This window comes from Pseudooceanicola nanhaiensis (assembly GCF_020171315.1).
Classification (GTDB): domain Bacteria; phylum Pseudomonadota; class Alphaproteobacteria; order Rhodobacterales; family Rhodobacteraceae; genus Pseudooceanicola; species Pseudooceanicola nanhaiensis_A.
In genome coordinates this window covers 390,194-407,144 of record NZ_JAIUZP010000006.1, presented here as the reverse complement: position 1 = coordinate 407,144, position 16,951 = coordinate 390,194, and the positions used below count along the sequence as shown (strand labels likewise).

Annotated in this window: 18 protein-coding genes; all 18 read left to right on the top strand. The window is 67.7% G+C overall.

Annotated features, from left to right (window positions below; all coding sequences use genetic code 11):
• Positions 1-82: 82 nt before the first annotated feature.
• The 18 genes from LCM32_RS11930 (at position 83) to nuoG (ending at position 16,949) form a co-directional block, all read left to right on the top strand.
• A complete protein-coding gene (locus LCM32_RS11930) occupies positions 83-1,687 on the top strand; it encodes a carboxyl transferase domain-containing protein (RefSeq protein WP_224821293.1) in 1,605 nt (534 codons plus the stop codon).
• Between the two features lie 102 nt (positions 1,688-1,789).
• Entirely contained in the window at positions 1,790-2,308 is a 519-nt protein-coding gene (locus LCM32_RS11925) for a thermonuclease family protein (RefSeq protein WP_224821292.1), read from the top strand.
• A gap of 18 nt (positions 2,309-2,326) precedes the next feature.
• A complete protein-coding gene (locus LCM32_RS11920; protein WP_224821291.1) occupies positions 2,327-4,279 on the top strand; it encodes an acetyl/propionyl/methylcrotonyl-CoA carboxylase subunit alpha in 1,953 nt (650 codons plus the stop codon).
• 181 nt (positions 4,280-4,460) lie between these two features.
• On the top strand, positions 4,461-5,126 hold the full coding sequence (locus tag LCM32_RS11915) for a glutathione S-transferase family protein (RefSeq protein ID WP_224821290.1): 666 nt from the start codon (positions 4,461-4,463) through the stop codon (positions 5,124-5,126).
• Entirely contained in the window at positions 5,126-5,977 is an 852-nt protein-coding gene (locus LCM32_RS11910; protein ID WP_224821289.1) for a hydroxymethylglutaryl-CoA lyase, read from the top strand. The genes LCM32_RS11915 and LCM32_RS11910 overlap by 1 nt, the downstream gene beginning before the upstream one ends.
• Positions 5,978-6,194: 217 nt before the next feature.
• Entirely contained in the window at positions 6,195-6,986 is a 792-nt protein-coding gene (locus LCM32_RS11905; protein WP_412070679.1) for a crotonase/enoyl-CoA hydratase family protein, read from the top strand.
• 523 nt (positions 6,987-7,509) lie between these two features.
• A complete protein-coding gene (locus LCM32_RS11900; protein ID WP_224821287.1) occupies positions 7,510-7,875 on the top strand; it encodes an NADH-quinone oxidoreductase subunit A in 366 nt (121 codons plus the stop codon).
• Positions 7,875-8,399, top strand: a complete 525-nt coding sequence (locus LCM32_RS11895) for a NuoB/complex I 20 kDa subunit family protein (protein WP_224821286.1) — start codon at positions 7,875-7,877, stop codon at positions 8,397-8,399. The genes LCM32_RS11900 and LCM32_RS11895 overlap by 1 nt, the downstream gene beginning before the upstream one ends.
• A 3-nt stretch (positions 8,400-8,402) precedes the next feature.
• A complete protein-coding gene (locus LCM32_RS11890) occupies positions 8,403-9,020 on the top strand; it encodes an NADH-quinone oxidoreductase subunit C (RefSeq protein ID WP_224821285.1) in 618 nt (205 codons plus the stop codon).
• On the top strand, positions 9,020-10,234 hold the full coding sequence (locus LCM32_RS11885; protein ID WP_224821284.1) for an NADH-quinone oxidoreductase subunit D: 1,215 nt from the start codon (positions 9,020-9,022) through the stop codon (positions 10,232-10,234). The genes LCM32_RS11890 and LCM32_RS11885 overlap by 1 nt, the downstream gene beginning before the upstream one ends.
• Positions 10,234-10,527 (top strand): hypothetical protein, encoded by a 294-nt coding sequence (locus tag LCM32_RS11880; RefSeq protein ID WP_224821283.1) that lies wholly within the window; start codon positions 10,234-10,236, stop codon positions 10,525-10,527. Before LCM32_RS11885 ends, LCM32_RS11880 begins: the two co-directional genes overlap by 1 nt.
• Positions 10,527-11,702 (top strand): NADH-quinone oxidoreductase subunit E, encoded by a 1,176-nt coding sequence (locus LCM32_RS11875; RefSeq protein ID WP_224821282.1) that lies wholly within the window; start codon positions 10,527-10,529, stop codon positions 11,700-11,702. Before LCM32_RS11880 ends, LCM32_RS11875 begins: the two co-directional genes overlap by 1 nt.
• Positions 11,703-11,724: 22 nt before the next feature.
• Complete coding sequence (locus LCM32_RS11870; protein WP_224821281.1) at positions 11,725-12,318, top strand: NADH:ubiquinone oxidoreductase; 594 nt, start codon at positions 11,725-11,727, stop codon at positions 12,316-12,318.
• A 29-nt stretch (positions 12,319-12,347) separates the two neighbouring features.
• The gene (locus LCM32_RS11865; RefSeq protein WP_224821280.1) at positions 12,348-12,581 is read left to right on the top strand and encodes a DUF5337 domain-containing protein; all 234 of its coding nucleotides are present in this window, start codon (positions 12,348-12,350) and stop codon (positions 12,579-12,581) included.
• Positions 12,582-12,591: 10 nt separating this feature from the next.
• Positions 12,592-13,890, top strand: coding sequence for an NADH-quinone oxidoreductase subunit NuoF (gene nuoF, locus LCM32_RS11860; RefSeq protein WP_224821279.1), 1,299 nt, complete (start codon positions 12,592-12,594; stop codon positions 13,888-13,890).
• A 95-nt stretch (positions 13,891-13,985) separates the two neighbouring features.
• Positions 13,986-14,336: a hypothetical protein gene (locus LCM32_RS11855; protein WP_224821278.1), complete on the top strand. Its 351-nt coding sequence runs from the start codon at positions 13,986-13,988 to the stop codon at positions 14,334-14,336.
• A gap of 171 nt (positions 14,337-14,507) precedes the next feature.
• Positions 14,508-14,924 (top strand): DUF5333 domain-containing protein, encoded by a 417-nt coding sequence (locus LCM32_RS11850; protein WP_224821277.1) that lies wholly within the window; start codon positions 14,508-14,510, stop codon positions 14,922-14,924.
• Positions 14,925-14,930: 6 nt separating this feature from the next.
• The gene (gene nuoG / locus LCM32_RS11845; protein WP_224821276.1) at positions 14,931-16,949 is read left to right on the top strand and encodes an NADH-quinone oxidoreductase subunit NuoG; all 2,019 of its coding nucleotides are present in this window, start codon (positions 14,931-14,933) and stop codon (positions 16,947-16,949) included.
• Positions 16,950-16,951: the final 2 nt, after the last annotated feature.

Below are 16,951 nucleotides of genomic sequence, written 5' to 3'. Positions count from 1 at the left end.
TACCCTTTGGGAATAAACGGAAAATATGTATCTCGGCTGCGCCTTTTGCGCGCGCCGGGGCGGAGGCAGGGGAGGAGGCCGCATGAAGCTATCCAGTGCAGCACTGACCACCAGCGAGGCCTTCCGCGCCAATCGCGCGGGCCATCTGGAGGCGCTCGACCTTGTCCGCGCTGCGGCCGAGGCGGCGGCGGCCGGGGGCGGCGCGCGGGCGCGGGACCGGCACGTGAGCCGGGGCAAGATGCTGCCGCGCGACCGCGTGGCCAACCTGCTCGACCCCGGGACGCCGTTTCTGGAAATCGGCGCCACTGCGGGCCACGGGATGTACGAGGATGCGGCCCCCTGCGGCGGGCTGATCGCGGGCGTGGGCCGTGTCATGGGGCAGGAGGTCATGGTGGTCTGCAACGACGCCACCGTGAAGGGCGGCACCTATTACCCGATCTCGGTCAAGAAGCACCTGCGCGCGCAGGAGATCGCCGAGGAGAACCATCTGCCCTGTCTCTACCTCGTGGACAGCGGGGGCGCGAACCTGCCCAACCAGGACGAGGTCTTCCCGGACCGGGACCATTTCGGGCGCATCTTCTACAACCAGGCGCGGATGAGCGCGAAGGGCATCGCGCAGATCGCCGTGGTGATGGGCTCCTGCACCGCAGGCGGGGCCTATGTGCCGGCCATGTCGGATGTGACGATCATCGTGCGGGAGCAGGGGACGATTTTCCTCGCCGGGCCGCCGCTTGTGAAGGCCGCGACCGGCGAGGTGGTGAGCGCCGAGGACCTCGGCGGCGGTGACGTGCACACGCGGCTGTCCGGCGTGGCGGATTACCTTGCCGAGGATGACGCCCATGCGCTCGCACTCGCCCGCCGGGCCGTGGGGGCGCTGAACCGTGAGAAACCTGCTACGGTGCGGTGGGAGAGCGTGGAAGAGCCCGCCTATGACCCGGAAGAGCTGCTGGGTGTCGTGCCCCCCGACCTGCGCACGCCCTATGACATCCGCGAGGTGATCGCCCGCACCGTGGACGGCTCGCGCTTCGACGAGTTCAAGGCGCGCTACGGCGAGACGCTGGTCACGGGCTTTGCCCATATCCGGGGCTGCCCGGTGGGGATCGTGGCGAACAACGGGGTGCTCTTCTCCGAGGCCGCGCAGAAGGGCGCGCATTTCGTCGAGCTCTGTTCGCAGCGCAATGTGCCGCTGGTCTTCCTGCAGAACATCACCGGCTTCATGGTGGGCCGCAAGTACGAGAACGAGGGCATCGCCCGGCACGGCGCCAAGATGGTGACGGCGGTGGCCACCACTTCGGTCCCCAAGATCACCATGGTGGTGGGCGGCTCTTTCGGGGCGGGGAATTATGGCATGGCCGGAAGGGCTTACCAGCCGCGCTTCATGTGGTCCTGGCCGATCAGCCGGATCTCGGTCATGGGCGGGCCGCAGGCGGCGGGTGTGCTGGCGACGGTGAAACGCGATGCGATCGAACGCGCGGGCGGGACGTGGAGCGCCGAGGAGGAGGCCGCCTTCAAGCAGCCCACCATCGACATGTTCGAGGAACAATCGCACCCGCTCTATGCCTCGGCCCGGCTCTGGGATGACGGCATCGTGGACCCTCGCAAGACCCGCGACGTGCTGGCGCTGAGCCTCTCGGCCGCGCTGAACGCCCCGATCGAGGAGACACGCTTCGGCGTGTTCCGGATGTGAGCTGGATCATGGTGCAGCACGCGGACCACGCAATCGGTACTTGCCCGGCAGATGCCACCATTTCGCCTTGGGCGCGGCATCTCGCGATGGCAGGAGGGGGGCATGAGACACCGCAACGTCATCCCCTTTCGCCGTCGCACCCGCTTCGGCGTGTCGCGGCTCTGGCTGCCGCCCGTCCTGCGCCGAACGCTCTGGCGTCTGACGGGGATCGCGGGGCTTGTTCTCTTGGTGATGCAGGTGCTGCCCGATGCGGCGGTGGCCGTGGTGCAACGTGCGCCCGCAGGCGCCTGCCGGGTCGTCTCCGTCGTGGACGGCGACACGGTCCGGACGTGGTGCCCCGGGCGCGGGCTGGAGAGCGCGCGTCTCAGGGGCTTCGACACGCCCGAGGTTTTCAGCCCGCAATGCACTTCGGAATGGGTGCGGGGAACGCAGGCGACCGTTCACCTGCGGTTCCTGCTGTTGCGGGCCGGGACGGTGACCATCGTCAAGGAGGGTACGGACCGCTACGGCCGCGCTCTCGTGAAACTCTGGGTGGACGGCACCTCCGTTGCCACCCACATGATCGAAGCGGGTCTGGCTCGGCCCTATTCCGGCGGCAGGCGCGCGGGATGGTGCGGCTGACCCGTAGGGGGGCCGCACATGTTTGACACCATCCTCATCGCCAATCGGGGCGAGATTGCCTGCCGGGTGATCGAGACCGCCCGCGCCATGGGGCTGCGCTGCGTCGCGGTCTATTCCGACGCCGACGCCGGGGCCCGCCACGTGCAGATGGCCGATGCCGCCGTGCCTATCGGCGGGGCTGCCCCGGCGGACAGCTACCTGCGGGGCGAGGCGATCATTGCAGCGGCGCAGGCCACGGGCGCGCAGGCGATCCATCCGGGCTATGGCTTCCTCTCCGAGAACCCCGATTTCGTCGCGGCGGTGGAGGCGGCAGGGCTGACCTTCATCGGCCCCTCGGCCCGGGCGATCCGCGCCATGGGGCTGAAGGACGCGGCCAAGGCGCTGATGGAGGAGGCGGGCGTGCCCGTCGTGCCCGGCTACCACGGCGCGGACCAGTCCGGGGACACCCTCAGCCGCGCGGCGGAGGAGATCGGGTATCCGGTGCTGATCAAGGCCGTCGCGGGCGGCGGTGGCAAGGGGATGCGTCTGGTGGAGCGCGCCGCCGATTTCGCCGAGGCGCTGGAGAGTGCCCGCAGCGAGGCCCGTACCGCCTTCGGCAACCCCGACGTGCTGGTGGAGAAATACATCCAGAAGCCGCGCCATATCGAAGTGCAGGTCTTCGGCGATGGCACCCGCGCGGTGCATCTCTTCGAGCGGGACTGCTCGCTCCAGCGCCGCCACCAGAAGGTGATCGAGGAGGCGCCCGCGCCGGGCATGACGCAGGAGATGCGCGCGGCCATGGGCGCGGCCGCCGTCCGTGCGGCAGAGGCCATTGGATATAGTGGCGCGGGCACGGTGGAGTTCATCGTGGATGGCAGCGACGGGCTGCGCCCCGATGGCTTCTGGTTCATGGAGATGAACACACGACTTCAGGTGGAGCATCCCGTGACCGAGGCGATCACAGGTGTCGATCTGGTGGAGTGGCAGATCCGCGTGGCCTCGGGCGAGCCGCTGCCCGTGGCGCAGGAGGCGCTGACGATCACCGGCCATGCTTTCGAGGCGCGGCTCTATGCCGAAGACGTGCCCGCGGGCTTCCTGCCTGCCACCGGCACGCTGGCGCATCTGGCGTTCCCGGCGGGCTGCCGGGCCGATACCGGCGTGCGCAGCGGCGACACGATCAGCCCGTTCTACGATCCGATGATCGCCAAGGTCATCACCCACGGCCCCACGCGGGACATCGCCCTGTCGCGCCTGCGCGCCGCGCTGAAGGGTTGCGAGGTGGCGGGGACGGTGACCAACCTCGCCTTCCTCGGGGCGCTTGCGGCGCACGAGGGCTTTGCGCGGGGCGAGGTCGACACCGGGCTGATCGCGCGGGACCTCGACCAACTGACCGTGGCGCCCGAGGTGACGGCGGCGGATCTCGCGCAGGCGGCGCTGGTCGCGACCGGGCTCGATGGCGCTTCGGGGCCGCTCACCGGCTTCACCCTCTGGCAGCCGCTGGCGCGGCAGGTGACGCTGCTGGCCGATGGCGAGGTGCATGTGGTGACGCTGCGGGTCATCGGGCCGGATCACATCCGTGCCGATGTCGCGGGGGAGGAGGTCGCCTGCGAGCGTCTTGGCTCCCTCTGGCACATCGGAGGGCGGCCTGCGGTGGCGGCGCATCGGGAAGCGGAGCGGATCACGCTTTTCCGCGCTCATGGGCTGAGCCTCTCCATCCTCGACCCGCTGGCCCGCGCGGCGGCGGCCGGGGCCGGGGCGGATGTGATCGAGGCACCGATGCCCGGGCTGGTGAAGGCGGTCTTTGCCGAGGCGGGCGAGACGGTCACCGAGGGGCAGCGCCTCGCCGTGCTGGAGGCGATGAAGATGGAGCACGCCCTGCTGGCGCCGCGCGACGGGGTGCTGGCCGAGGTGATGGTCAGCGCAGGCACGCAGGTCGAGGCCGGGGCCGCGCTGATCCGGCTGGAGGCGGTGGAGGAGGAGGCCGCCGCCTGAGACGGTCGCCGCACGGCGGCCGCGAGGGGCGCAGAAGGCGGCGCGGGCCGCCGCCGGCCCTCGGCACTGGACCCGCAGGGCGCTTGCGCCAGATGGAGGAGGGAGGAAACATGGACAGCGTGACACCGGCCCCGACGGGCGGCCTGCCGCTGCACCGGGCCCGGCCCGGGGAAAGGACGCAATGATCATCCTGCATCACGTACCGCAGAGCCGCTCCATGCGGGTGCTCTGGCTGCTCAACGAACTTGCCGTGCCCTTCCAGCTGGTGGTGCATCCCTTCGACAAGTCGCTGCGCGACCCGGAATACCTGTCGATCTCGCCCGCGGGCCGGGTGCCGGGGCTGGAGATCGACGGCGAGACCATGTTCGAGAGCGGGGCGATGCTGGAATACCTCTGCGAACGTTTTCCCGAGGCCGGCATGGGGCGGCTGCCCGGCGCGCTCGACCGGGTCGACTGGCTGCAATGGGTGCATTTCGCCGAGACCGTCAGCCAGCATTGCGCCGCGCTGACCCAGCAGCATGTGGCGCTCTACGAGGACCACATGCGCTCTCCCATCGTGATGAAGCTGGAGGCCGCGCGGCTGAAGAAATGCTATGCCGCGATCGAGGCCCGGCTCTCGACCCCGGTGGAGAACCGCGATCACCTGCTGACCAGCGGCTTCTCTGCCGCCGATATCGCCGTGGGGCAGGCGGTCTACATGGGGCTGCATTATGCCACGCTGGAGGGCTTCCCCGAAACCGCCGCCTGGTATGCCCGGATCACCGAGCGGCCCGCCTTTCAGGCCTCGCTGCCCGAGCCGGGGCAGGGCATCTACACCCGTGATTTCTACCCGGTGCCGGAGGGCTGATGGACAGGATCGAGATTTTCGAGGTCGGCCCGCGCGACGGGCTTCAGAACGAGAAGCAGTATATTCCCGTGGCCGAGAAGGTCGCGCTGGTGAACTGCCTGTCGCGCGCCGGGTTCCGCCGGATCGAATGCGCCAGTTTCGTCAGCCCCAAGTGGGTGCCGCAGATGGCGGGCTCGGCCGAGGTGCTGGCGGGGATCGCCCGGGCGCCGGGGGTGTCCTACGCGGCGCTGACGCCGAACATGCGCGGCTTCGAGGAGGCGGTGACGGCAGGCGCGGACGAGGTGGCGATCTTCGGCGCAGCCTCGGAAGGGTTCAGCCGCGCCAATATCAACGCCTCCATCGCAGAGAGCCTCGACCGTTTCGCACCTGTGGCGGAGGCCGCGCAGGCCCGGGGCGTGCCGCTGCGGGGCTATATCTCCTGCGTGACCGATTGCCCCTATGACGGGCCGGTGGCCCCGGCGGCGGTCGCCCGCGTCGCGGCGGCGCTGCGCGACATGGGCTGCTACGAGATCAGCCTCGGCGACACGATCGGGCAGGGTACGCCGCAGACGATCCGCGCCATGCTGGAGGCGGTGCTGACCGAGGTGCCGGCAGAGCGGCTGGCGGGGCATTACCACGACACGGCAGGTCGGGCGCTGGAGAATATCGAGGCCTCCATGGCTCTGGGGCTTGCGGTCTTCGATGCGGCGGTCGGGGGGCTGGGCGGCTGCCCCTATGCGCCGGGGGCCGCGGGCAACGTGGCGACGGAGGCCGTGGCCGCGCGGATGGCAGAGCTGGGCGTGGACGCCGGGCTCGACCGTCAGGTGCTGGACGAGGCGGCGGCCATGGCGCGGGCCATGCGCAGCGGATAACCCGTTTTCTTCGAAGAAAACGGACCGGAATTTTCGAAAATTCCGGACAGGACAGAGAGGGCAGTGTGCCGGCCAAATGGGGCCGGTGGCGGCCCGGGGATCAGGAAGAGTTTCGCGCCTCCGCCACGGCCGGCGCAGAAAATTCTTCGAAGAATTTTCCCAAGAATTTTCGAAAATTCTTGGGTGCAAGACGGTGAGGGCACCGGGGGAGATGAGGATGGAGACGATCTCGATCGAGCATGACGGGCGCGGCGTGGCCTGGCTCTGGCTGGACCGGGCGGAGAAGCACAACGCGCTCTCCGCGCGGATGATCGCGGAGCTACACGAGGCGGCCCGCATCCTCGGGGCCGACCGCTCCGTCCGGGTGGTGGTGCTGGCGGCGCGGGGGCGCAGCTTCTGCGCGGGCGGGGACCTCGGCTGGATGCGCGAGCAGTTCAACGCGGCGCCTGCCACGCGGGCGCGGGAGGCGGGGGCTCTGGCGCGGATGCTGCAGGCGCTCAACACCCTGCCCAAGCCGCTGATCGCCCGGGTGCAGGGCAATTGCTTTGGCGGCGGGCTTGGCATGGTGTCGGTCTGCGACGTGGCGGTGGGCGTGCCCGGCGTGACCATGGCGCTGACCGAAACGCGCCTTGGCCTGATCCCGGCCACCATCGGCCCCTATGTCGCCGCCCGGATGGGCGAGGGCAACGCGCGCCGGGTCTTCATGTCGGGACGTCGCTTCGATGCGGCAGAGGCCGAACGCCTTGGCCTGCTGGCGCGCGTGGTGCCGGAGGACATGCTGGACCGCGCCATCGAGGAGGAAGTCGCGCCCTACCTCGACTGCGCCCCACAGGCGGTGGCGCGGGCAAAGGCGCTGCTGCGCCGCCTCGGCCCGCCGATCTCGGAGGAGGAGATCGCCCATTCGGTGGCGGAGCTGGTGGCCTGCTGGGAGGGGGAGGAAGCGCCCGAGGGGATCGCGGCCTTCTTCGACAAGCGCAAACCGGGCTGGCAGACCCGCGACAAGGGCTGACGCGCGCCGGTCGTTGGGCGAAGTGCGGGGCGCTGTCCGGGCGAGGCGGGGGGCCATCGGGGCGCGTGGACGGGGACCGGACGAGGCACTTCCCTATACACTGTCCGTTTTACGGGCTGGGGCAGGGGCATCGCGCCCCGGTCTGCTGCGCCGCAGCGACAGCCGGCCCGCAGGGCGACGCGCAAGGACCGCACGTCAAGCCCCATCGCCACTGCGAGGGGCGCGAACTGCTTCGATTCGTCGCAGGCCTTCTGTGGCATCCTGCTGAACAACGCCGATTAACGTAGCGTCAAGGCACGCGTCCTTATCCCTGACAGGGCTCGAGATTCCCGCGCCGCCGGCGGCGGCGGCATCCCATGTATGTGTACGAAAGAATACCGTTGCGTCCGCTGTGGCACAGGACCCTTGCTGCGCTGCGGAATCTGCGCCCGTCAGGTTGACGCTGAGGGGGGGCGGGAGTAAACCCGGACGCAGCCAGTGCCGGTCTCGTCCGGCAGCGCACCGCGCATGAAAGGAGCCACCTGTGGAAGAGATGTTGCGGGAATATCTTCCCATTCTCGTCTTTCTGGCCGTCGCGATCGGATTGGGCCTCGTCCTGATCATCGCCGCAATGGTCGTCGCCGTCCGCAACCCTGACCCGGAAAAGGTAAGCGCCTACGAATGCGGCTTCAACGCCTTCGACGACGCGCGGATGAAGTTCGATGTCCGGTTCTACCTCGTCTCCATCCTGTTCATCATCTTCGATCTCGAGATTGCCTTCCTGTTCCCCTGGGCCGTGTCCTTCGGTGAAATCTCGATGGCGGCTTTCTGGTCGATGATGGCCTTCCTCGCGGTGCTGACGATCGGCTTCGCCTACGAATGGAAGAAGGGAGCCCTGGAATGGGAGTGATGACCGGATCGAACACCGCCGGCGCGGACCGCGAGGTCGCCACCCAGGCGCTGAACCGCGAGTTGCAGGACAAGGGCTTCCTGCTCACCTCGACCGAGGATCTGATCAACTGGGCGCGCACCGGCTCGCTGCACTGGATGACCTTCGGCCTGGCCTGCTGCGCCGTCGAGATGATGCACACCTCGATGCCGCGCTACGACGCCGAGCGCTTCGGCATCGCGCCCCGGGCCTCCCCGCGCCAGTCCGACGTGATGATCGTCGCCGGCACGCTGACCAACAAGATGGCCCCCGCGCTGCGCAAGGTCTACGACCAGATGCCCGAGCCGCGCTACGTGATCTCCATGGGCTCCTGCGCCAATGGTGGCGGCTACTACCACTACAGCTATTCCGTGGTGCGCGGCTGTGACCGGATCGTCCCCGTGGACATCTACGTCCCCGGCTGCCCCCCGACCGCAGAGGCGCTGCTCTATGGCATCCTGCAACTGGCCCGGAAAATCCGCCGCACCGGCACGATCACGAGGTAAGGCATGAGCGACGCACAGACCGCAGCCCTCTCCGAGCTTGGCACGCTGATCGAGGCGAAGCGCCCCGATTGCGTCCTGTCGTGGGATGTCTCCTACGGTGAGCTGAACGTGGATGTGACCCCGGCGAATATCGCCGGTCTCGTTGAGTTCCTGCGCACCGACGGCAACTGCAAGTTTTCCTCGCTGGTGGATGTGACCGCCGTGGACTACCCCGACCGCGCCAAACGGTTCGACGTGGTCTACCACTTCCTGTCCATGTACCAGAACCAGCGCATCCGCCTGCGGGTCTCGATCCGCGAGGATGAGATGGTGCCCTCGATCACCGGCATTCATCCCTCGGCCAACTGGTTCGAGCGCGAAGTCTACGACATGTTCGGCATCCTGTTCAGCGGCCACCCCGACCTGCGCCGCCTGCTGACCGACTATGGCTTCACCGGGCATCCGCTGCGCAAGGACTTCCCCACCACGGGCTATACCGAGGTGCGCTATGACGAAGTCCAGAAACGCGTGGTCTACGAGCCGGTGAAACTGGTTCAGGAATACCGGCAGTTCGATTTCATGTCCCCGTGGGAGGGTGCCGAATACATCCTGCCCGGCGACGACAAGGCGGAGGCAAAGTGATGGACGGTTCGAAAGGTTTCGAAGACGCCCTGACCGGCGAACAGAAGATCCGCAACTTCAACATCAACTTCGGCCCGCAGCACCCTGCGGCGCACGGCGTGCTGCGCCTCGTGCTGGAACTGGACGGCGAGATCGTGGAACGCTGCGATCCGCATATCGGCCTGCTGCACCGTGGCACCGAGAAGCTGATGGAGAGCCGGACCTATCTCCAGAACCTGCCGTATTTCGACCGGCTGGACTACGTGGCGCCGATGAACCAGGAACACGCCTGGTGCCTCGCGATCGAGAAGCTGACAGGCACCGTGGTGCCGCGCCGCGCCTCGCTGATCCGCGTGCTCTACTCGGAAATCGGCCGGGTGCTGAACCACCTGCTGAACGTCACCACGCAGGCCATGGACGTGGGCGCGCTGACGCCGCCGCTCTGGGGCTTCGAGGAACGTGAAGACCTGATGATCTTCTACGAACGGGCCTGTGGCGCGCGCCTGCACGCGGCCTACTTCCGCCCGGGCGGGGTGCACCAGGACATCAGCGACAAGCTGCTCGACGATATCGAGGAATGGGCGATCCGTTTCCCCAACCGGCTGGACGACATCGACGGTCTGCTGACGGAAAACCGGATCTTCAAGCAGCGCAACGTCGACATCGGTGTGATCACCGAGGAAGACATCCAGAACTGGGGCTATTCGGGCGTGATGGTCCGGGGCTCGGGCCTGGCATGGGACCTGCGCCGCGCGCAGCCCTACGAATGCTATGACGAGTTCGACTTCCAGATCCCCGTCGGCAAGAACGGCGACTGCTATGACCGCTACCTCGTCCGCATGGCCGAGATGCGCGAGTCGACCAAGATCATCCGTCAGGCCATCGTGAAGCTGCGCGAAGCCACCGGCGACGTGCTGGCGCGCGGCAAGCTGACGCCGCCGAAACGGTCGGACATGAAGACCTCGATGGAAAGCCTGATCCACCACTTCAAGCTCTACACCGAAGGCTTCCACGTCCCGGAAGGCGAGGTCTACGCCGCCGTCGAGGCGCCCAAGGGCGAATTCGGCGTCTACCTGAAGTCGGACGGCAGCAACAAACCCTACCGCGCCAAGATCCGTGCGCCGGGGTACCTGCACCTGCAGTCGATGGACTATGTTGCCAAGGGCCACCAGCTGGCCGACGTGGCGGCGATCATCGGGACGCTCGATATCGTTTTCGGAGAGGTGGACCGCTGATGGCTTTCCTGAACACACGCATGGTGGGCGGGCTCTTTGTCCTGCCGCTTCTTCTGGCCGCCTGTGAGCCGATCCCCGAGGGGGTCAAGCCCGAGGATGCAGAGGCCTACAAGGCCGCCGTCGCCTCCATCGGCTGCGAGATGAAGACCGAGCGGGACTACCTGCCTGTCGAGCTGCAAACCGGGATGACCCGCGAGCAGACGATTGCGATGGGGCAGTACCTGATGTCCCGCGACGAAGCCGTGCCCCTTGAAGGCGGCGGCGTGAAACTGACAACCGGAGCCTGTGCCTGATGCTGCGCCGTCTTCACTCTGAGCAACCTGCCAGCTTCGCGTTCACGCCCGCCAACATGGCCTGGGCCGAGGCGCAGATCACCAAGTATCCCGAGGGCCGTCAGGCCTCGGCGATCATTCCGCTGCTGTGGCGGGCGCAGGAACAGGAAGGCTGGCTGACCAAGCCCGCCATCGAATATGTCGCCGACCTGCTGGGCATGGCCTATATCCGGGCGCTCGAAGTCGCGACCTTCTACTTCATGTTCCAGCTGCAACCCGTTGGGTCCGTTGCGCATATTCAGGTCTGTGGCACCACGACCTGCATGATCTGCGGCGCCGAGGACCTGATCGCGGTCTGCAAGGACAAGATCGCCCCCAAGGCCCACATGCTGTCGGACGACGGCAAGTTCAGCTGGGAAGAGGTCGAATGCCTGGGCGCCTGCGCGAATGCGCCGATGGCCCAGATCGGCAAGGACTACTACGAGGATCTGACCGCCAAGCGGCTGGGAGAGATCATCGACGAACTGGCCAAGGGCGCCGTGCCCGTGCCCGGTCCGCAGAACGGTCGCTTCTCCTCGGAGCCTTCGGCCGGTCTCGTGGTTCTGACCGAGTGGGAAAGCGGGCGCACGCAGTACAACGCCTCGGCGCAGCGGGCCGTGGATATCGGTGACACCGTCAAGCGCATCGACGGCACCGAAGTGCCGCTGACCGCGCCGTGGCAGGGCACCGACGCGCCGAAGACATCCAAGAAAAAGGACGCCAAGGCGAAAGCCGACGCGCCCCGTCCCGCCAAGGGCAAGCCCGCGGACGCCACCGGCGTGACCGAGCAGGAGGCCAAGGCTTCCTCCACGGCCAAGCCGGACGCGGTCGAGGCACCCGTGCTGGCGGCGGAAGGCGACGGCAAGAAACCGCAAGTGATGGACGCCGCCCGCGACGGGGGCCCCGACGATCTGAAGATGATCAAGGGCGTCGGTCCGAAGCTGGAAGGGCTGCTGCACGAGCTGGGTGTCTTCCACTTCGACCAGGTCGCCGCCTGGGGCCCGGAAGAGGTGGCTTGGGTCGACCAGAACCTCGTTGGCTTCAAGGGCCGCGTGAGCCGGGACAACTGGGTCGTTCAGGCCCGGCAACTGGCCAAGGGCGAGATGACGGAATTTGCGTCGCGCGTGAAGAAGGGCGGCGTCTACGACGACGAGTAACAGCCGGGAAAGGGCCTGAGGTGTGACGGATCGGACCAAGCTCAACGAAGGGATCTGCCAGGCGGTCTTTGTCGCCCTGGGGGTGTTCGTCGCGCTGGTCTTCGTCGCCATCTTCGGCTTCGGCTGGCTGGCCGTGATCCTTGCCATTGCGCTTGGCGCTCTGGTGATCTGGGCCGGACTCGAGACTGTCTGCTCCGGCGCGCTCTGGGACCACGGTCCGGCACGCGGGGCAGGGATGCCGGAGCGCCCGGCGCTGGCCGAGGCGCCCGCCGCCCAGCCGGCACCGGTGGCCCCCGCCGCGGGGGCCCGGGTGGCTCTGGCGCAGGCCGCGACCGACGAGGTGGCGGAAAAGACGGCTGAGGGCCCGGCACGGCTGTCGGCCCCGCGAGAGGGCGGGGCGGACGACCTGAAGCGGATCAAGGGCGTGGGCCCGAAGCTGGAGGCGATGCTGAACGAGATGGGGATTTACTATTTCGACCAGATCGCGGGATGGACGAAGGCCGACGTGGCCTGGGCCGATGAGCACCTCGTCGGGTTCCGGGGCCGGGTCAGCCGGGACGACTGGGTCACCCAGGCCGGGGCACTGGCCACCGGGGCGACCGGGAACGAGACGTGACGTGCCGGATCGGCACGCTGGACTGAGGGATGATGGGACCGCAGAACGACGATACGCAGGAGGCGATGCTGGCGCGCAAGGGGCGCGTGGTGTCGATCGTGATCGCAGTCACGATGCTTCTGTGGATCGCCGCGCAATGGCTTGGCCCGGCACTGGGCCTGCCGGGGCGCTATGCCTTCCTGTTCGACTTTGCGGCGATCGCCGCGCTCATTTGGGCGATCGTGGTCGCCATGCAAATCTGGCGCGCGCGCCGCGACAACTAGGGGACGCTTGATGCTGAAGGATCAGGACCGGATTTTCACGAACCTCTACGGGATGCACGATCGCAGCCTGAAGGGCGCTCAGGCGCGCGGCCACTGGGACGGCACCGCCAAGATCCTTGGCAACGGCCGTGACTGGATCATCCAGCAGGTCAAGGACTCGGGCCTGCGGGGCCGGGGCGGCGCAGGCTTCCCCACCGGGCTGAAGTGGTCCTTCATGCCCAAGGAAAGCGACGGCCGTCCGTCCTACCTGGTGATCAACGCCGACGAATCCGAACCCGCGACCTGCAAGGACCGCGAGATCATGCGCCACGACCCGCACACGCTGGTCGAAGGCGCGCTGATCGCCGGTTTCGCCATGAACGCGGTTGCGGCCTACATCTACATCCGCGGCGAATACATCCGCGAGAAGGAGGCCCTGCAGGCCGCCATCGACGAGGCCTATGACGCGGGCTTCCTCGGCAAGGACGCCTGCAAGTCCGGCTATTCCTTCGACGTCTTCCTGCACCACGGGGCCGGGGCCTATATCTGCGGCGAGGAAACCGCCCTGATCGAGAGCCTCGAAGGCAAGAAGGGCATGCCCCGGATGAAGCCGCCGTTCCCCGCCGGTGCCGGCCTCTATGGCTGCCCGACCACGGTGAACAACGTGGAATCCATCGCCGTCGTGCCGACCATCCTGCGCCGCGGCCCGGAATGGTTCAGCTCCTTCGGCCGTCCGAACAACGCCGGCACCAAGCTGATGGCGCTGACCGGCCACGTGAACACGCCCTGCGTCTTCGAGGAGGAGATGTCGCTCTCCGTCCGCGAGATCATCGAGAAGCACGGCGGCGGCATCCGCGGCGGCTGGGACAACCTCAAGGCCATCATCCCCGGCGGGGCCTCCTGCCCGGTGCTCCCCAAGGAGAAGCTGGAAGACGCGATCTTCGACTTCGACTGGATGCGGCAGAACCAGTCCTCCTTCGGGACCGGCTGCATGATCGTCATGGACAACTCGGTCGACGTGGTGAAGGCCGTCTGGCGCCTGTCGAAGTTCTTCAAGCATGAAAGCTGCGGCCAGTGCACGCCCTGCCGGGAAGGTACCGGCTGGATGATGCGGGTCATGGACCGTCTGGTGACCGGCGATGCCGAGGTCGAGGAAATCGACATGCTGCTCTCGGTGACCAAGCAGGTCGAGGGGCACACGATCTGCGCGCTCGGCGATGCGGCGGCCTGGCCGATCCAGGGCCTGATCCGTCACTTCCGGGACGAGATCGAGGACCGCATCAAGGCCAAGCGCACCGGGCGCGGCGCCACGGTGATGGCAGCGGAATGAAGATGACGAAGCCTCTCGCCGATCCCCAGCTGCGCGGCGTCCCCTCGGGGGCGTTGGCGGTCGCGGGTCTTGGCGGAGCCTCGCGGAAAGGTACCATGAAGTTCACTCTTGCCACCCTGATCGGCGTTGCGCTGCTCGCCCTGCTGGCGGGCTGCGGCAACCGCTCGTCCAAGTTCATGTCGAGCAGCAGCCGCACCTATTTCCAGGGTAACTTCTACCCGGCCAAGGTGACGCCCTCGGACGAGGACCCGGCGGTCTTCACCGCGGTGATCTCGAAGGCCTCGCAGGGCCTCGAAGGCGCGCGGCAGGCCGGCGAGTGGGAGGCCACGCGCTACTGCATCCGCCAGTTCGGCATGTCCGACAAGACCTGGCAGGCCGGTCCCGAGACCGCGCAGGTGCAGCCGGGCGACGACCTGATCCTCAGCGGGACCTGCGTCGGATGGTAAGGATGACGGCATATTCCCGGCGGGAGACGCGCGGCTGATGAGCGGGTTCCGTCGCATATCTCCAGCGAAAGCGGGCTGCTATTGGATAGCAAAGCCCCTTCGCCCCATCTGTAGCACGGATGGGGGCTGCGATTTCGCGGCCCCGCTGTGCTGCATGAAGGGAGTGAAGACATGCGCCTGACCAACCTGATCCGCCCTGCCGTTCTGGGTCTTGCCACGCTGACGGCCACCGCCGCTGCGGCGGAGCTGCCGCCGCTGCGCACGGTCGACAAGATCGACAACAACATGCTCTGGGTCGGCATCGCGATCGAGATCAGCGACAAATGCCCGAGCATCGACGCCCGCACCCTCAAGGGCCTCGCCTTCCTCTACGATCTGCGGACGCAGGCCAAGGAGCTCGGCTACTCCGACGCCGAGATCAAGGCCTACATCAAGAGCGACGAGGAAGAGGACCGCATTCGCGTCCTCGGCGAAAACTACATGAAATCTCGTGGATTGGACCCCGCCGTCACGGCGGATCTGTGCACCCTGGGCGAGCAGGAAATCGCCCGCGGCAGCCAGATCGGCGTCCTTCTGAAAGCAAAGTGAGCCACCATGTCTGACCTTCGCAAGATCATCATCGACGACCAGGAAATCGAGGTCGATCCGCGTCTGACGCTCATTCAGGCCTGCGAACAGGCCGGGATCGAGGTGCCGCGCTTCTGCTACCACGAACGCCTGTCGATTGCCGGCAACTGCCGGATGTGCCTTGTGGAGGTCGTCGGCGGCCCGCCGAAGCCCGCCGCTTCCTGCGCGATGCAGGTCAAGGACCTGCGCCCCGGGCCGGAAGGCCAGCCGCCGGTGGTCAAGACCAACTCGCCCATGGTGAAGAAGGCCCGCGAGGGGGTGATGGAGTTCCTGCTCATCAACCACCCGCTCGACTGCCCGATCTGCGACCAGGGCGGGGAATGCGACCTGCAGGACCAGGCGATGGCCTATGGCGTGGACTTCTCGCGCTACCGCGAGCCGAAGCGCGCCTCCGATGACCTGAACCTCGGCCCGCTGGTCGAGACCCACATGACGCGCTGCATTTCCTGCACCCGCTGCGTGCGCTTCACGACCGAGGTCGCGGGCCTGCACCAGATGGGCCAGACGGGCCGGGGCGAGGATGCGGAGATCACCTCCTACCTCAACCAGACGCTCGACTCGAACATGCAGGGCAACATCATCGACCTGTGCCCCGTGGGGGCGCTGGTGTCGAAGCCCTATGCCTTCACCGCCCGCCCGTGGGAACTGACCAAGACCGAAACGATCGACGTCATGGACGCGCTCGGCTCGAACATCCGGGTCGATACCAAGGGCCGCGAAGTGATGCGCATCCTGCCGCGCAACCATGACGGCGTGAACGAGGAATGGATCTCGGACAAGACCCGCTTCGTCTGGGACGGCCTGCGCCGCCAGCGTCTGGATCGCCCCTATGTCCGCGTCGACGGCAAGCTGAAGCCCGCCAGCTGGGGCGAGGCGCTTGCCGCCGCCGCCACGGCGATGAAGGGCAAGAAGGTCCTCGGCCTCGTCGGTGACCTCGTGCCGGTCGAAGCGGCCTTTGCGCTCAAGCAACTGGTCGAGGGGCTGGGCGGGTCCGTCGAATGCCGCACCGATGGCGCGCGGCTGCCGGCGGGCAACCGGTCGGGCTACGTCGGCACCGCCAGCATCGCGGATATCGACGACGCCGAGATGATCCAGCTGATCGGGACCAACCCGCGGGTCGAGGCCCCGGTGCTGAACGCCCGCATCCGCAAGGCCTGGCTGAACGGCGCCACCATCGGCCTCGTCGGCGAAGCGGCGGACCTGACCTATGACTACGTCCACGTCGGCACCGACCGCGCCGCGCTGGAAAGCCTGTCTTCGAAAGAGATCGGCGCGACCAAGGACAAGAAATCCATCGTCATCGTGGGGCAGGGCGCCCTGCGCGAGGCGGATGGCCTGTCGGTCCTCGCCCATGCCATGAAGCTGGCGGAGAATTCGAACTCCAAGCTGATGATCCTGCACACCGCGGCCAGCCGCGTGGGGGCTATGGACATCGGTGCCGTGACCGAAGGCGGGCTGACCGCCGCGCTGGACGGGGCCGAGGTGATCTACAACCTCGGCGCGGACGAGGTGGAGATCGGCGAGGGCGCCTTCGTGATCTACCAGGGCTCCCATGGGGACCGCGGCGCACACCGCGCCGACGTGATCCTGCCGGGCGCGGCCTACACCGAAGAGAACGGTCTCTTCGTCAACACCGAGGGCCGTCCGCAGCTGGCGCTGCGCGCCGGGTTCGCCCCCGGCGAGGCGAAGGAGAACTGGGCCATCCTGCGTGCGCTCTCGGCCGAGGCCGGGGCACAGCTGCCCTATGACAGCCTCGCGCAGCTGCGCCAGAAGCTGGTGGCCGAGGTGCCGCACCTCGCCGCAATCGACAGCGTGCCGGAAAACGCATGGACCGCGGTCGAGATCGACAGCCTTGGCGAGGCGACCTTCAAGAACGTGCTGGGGGACTTCTACCTGACGAACCCCATCGCGCGGGCCAGCCAGGTGATGGGCGAGCTTGCGGCGCAGGCTGCAGCCCGGGCCGCAGCCCCGATGGCGGCGGAATAAGG

Coding starts and splice junctions, on each gene's coding strand:
- LCM32_RS11930 (WP_224821293.1), top strand. CDS start 83: ATGAAGCTATCCAGTGCAGCACTGACCACCAGCGAGGCCTTCCGCGCC.
- LCM32_RS11925 (WP_224821292.1), top strand. CDS start 1,790: ATGAGACACCGCAACGTCATCCCCTTTCGCCGTCGCACCCGCTTCGGC.
- LCM32_RS11920 (WP_224821291.1), top strand. CDS start 2,327: ATGTTTGACACCATCCTCATCGCCAATCGGGGCGAGATTGCCTGCCGG.
- LCM32_RS11915 (WP_224821290.1), top strand. CDS start 4,461: ATGATCATCCTGCATCACGTACCGCAGAGCCGCTCCATGCGGGTGCTC.
- LCM32_RS11910 (WP_224821289.1), top strand. CDS start 5,126: ATGGACAGGATCGAGATTTTCGAGGTCGGCCCGCGCGACGGGCTTCAG.
- LCM32_RS11905 (WP_412070679.1), top strand. CDS start 6,195: ATGGAGACGATCTCGATCGAGCATGACGGGCGCGGCGTGGCCTGGCTC.
- LCM32_RS11895 (WP_224821286.1), top strand. CDS start 7,875: ATGACCGGATCGAACACCGCCGGCGCGGACCGCGAGGTCGCCACCCAG.
- LCM32_RS11890 (WP_224821285.1), top strand. CDS start 8,403: ATGAGCGACGCACAGACCGCAGCCCTCTCCGAGCTTGGCACGCTGATC.
- LCM32_RS11885 (WP_224821284.1), top strand. CDS start 9,020: ATGGACGGTTCGAAAGGTTTCGAAGACGCCCTGACCGGCGAACAGAAG.
- LCM32_RS11880 (WP_224821283.1), top strand. CDS start 10,234: ATGGCTTTCCTGAACACACGCATGGTGGGCGGGCTCTTTGTCCTGCCG.
- LCM32_RS11875 (WP_224821282.1), top strand. CDS start 10,527: ATGCTGCGCCGTCTTCACTCTGAGCAACCTGCCAGCTTCGCGTTCACG.
- LCM32_RS11865 (WP_224821280.1), top strand. CDS start 12,348: ATGATGGGACCGCAGAACGACGATACGCAGGAGGCGATGCTGGCGCGC.
- nuoF (WP_224821279.1), top strand. CDS start 12,592: ATGCTGAAGGATCAGGACCGGATTTTCACGAACCTCTACGGGATGCAC.
- LCM32_RS11855 (WP_224821278.1), top strand. CDS start 13,986: ATGAAGTTCACTCTTGCCACCCTGATCGGCGTTGCGCTGCTCGCCCTG.
- LCM32_RS11850 (WP_224821277.1), top strand. CDS start 14,508: ATGCGCCTGACCAACCTGATCCGCCCTGCCGTTCTGGGTCTTGCCACG.
- nuoG (WP_224821276.1), top strand. CDS start 14,931: ATGTCTGACCTTCGCAAGATCATCATCGACGACCAGGAAATCGAGGTC.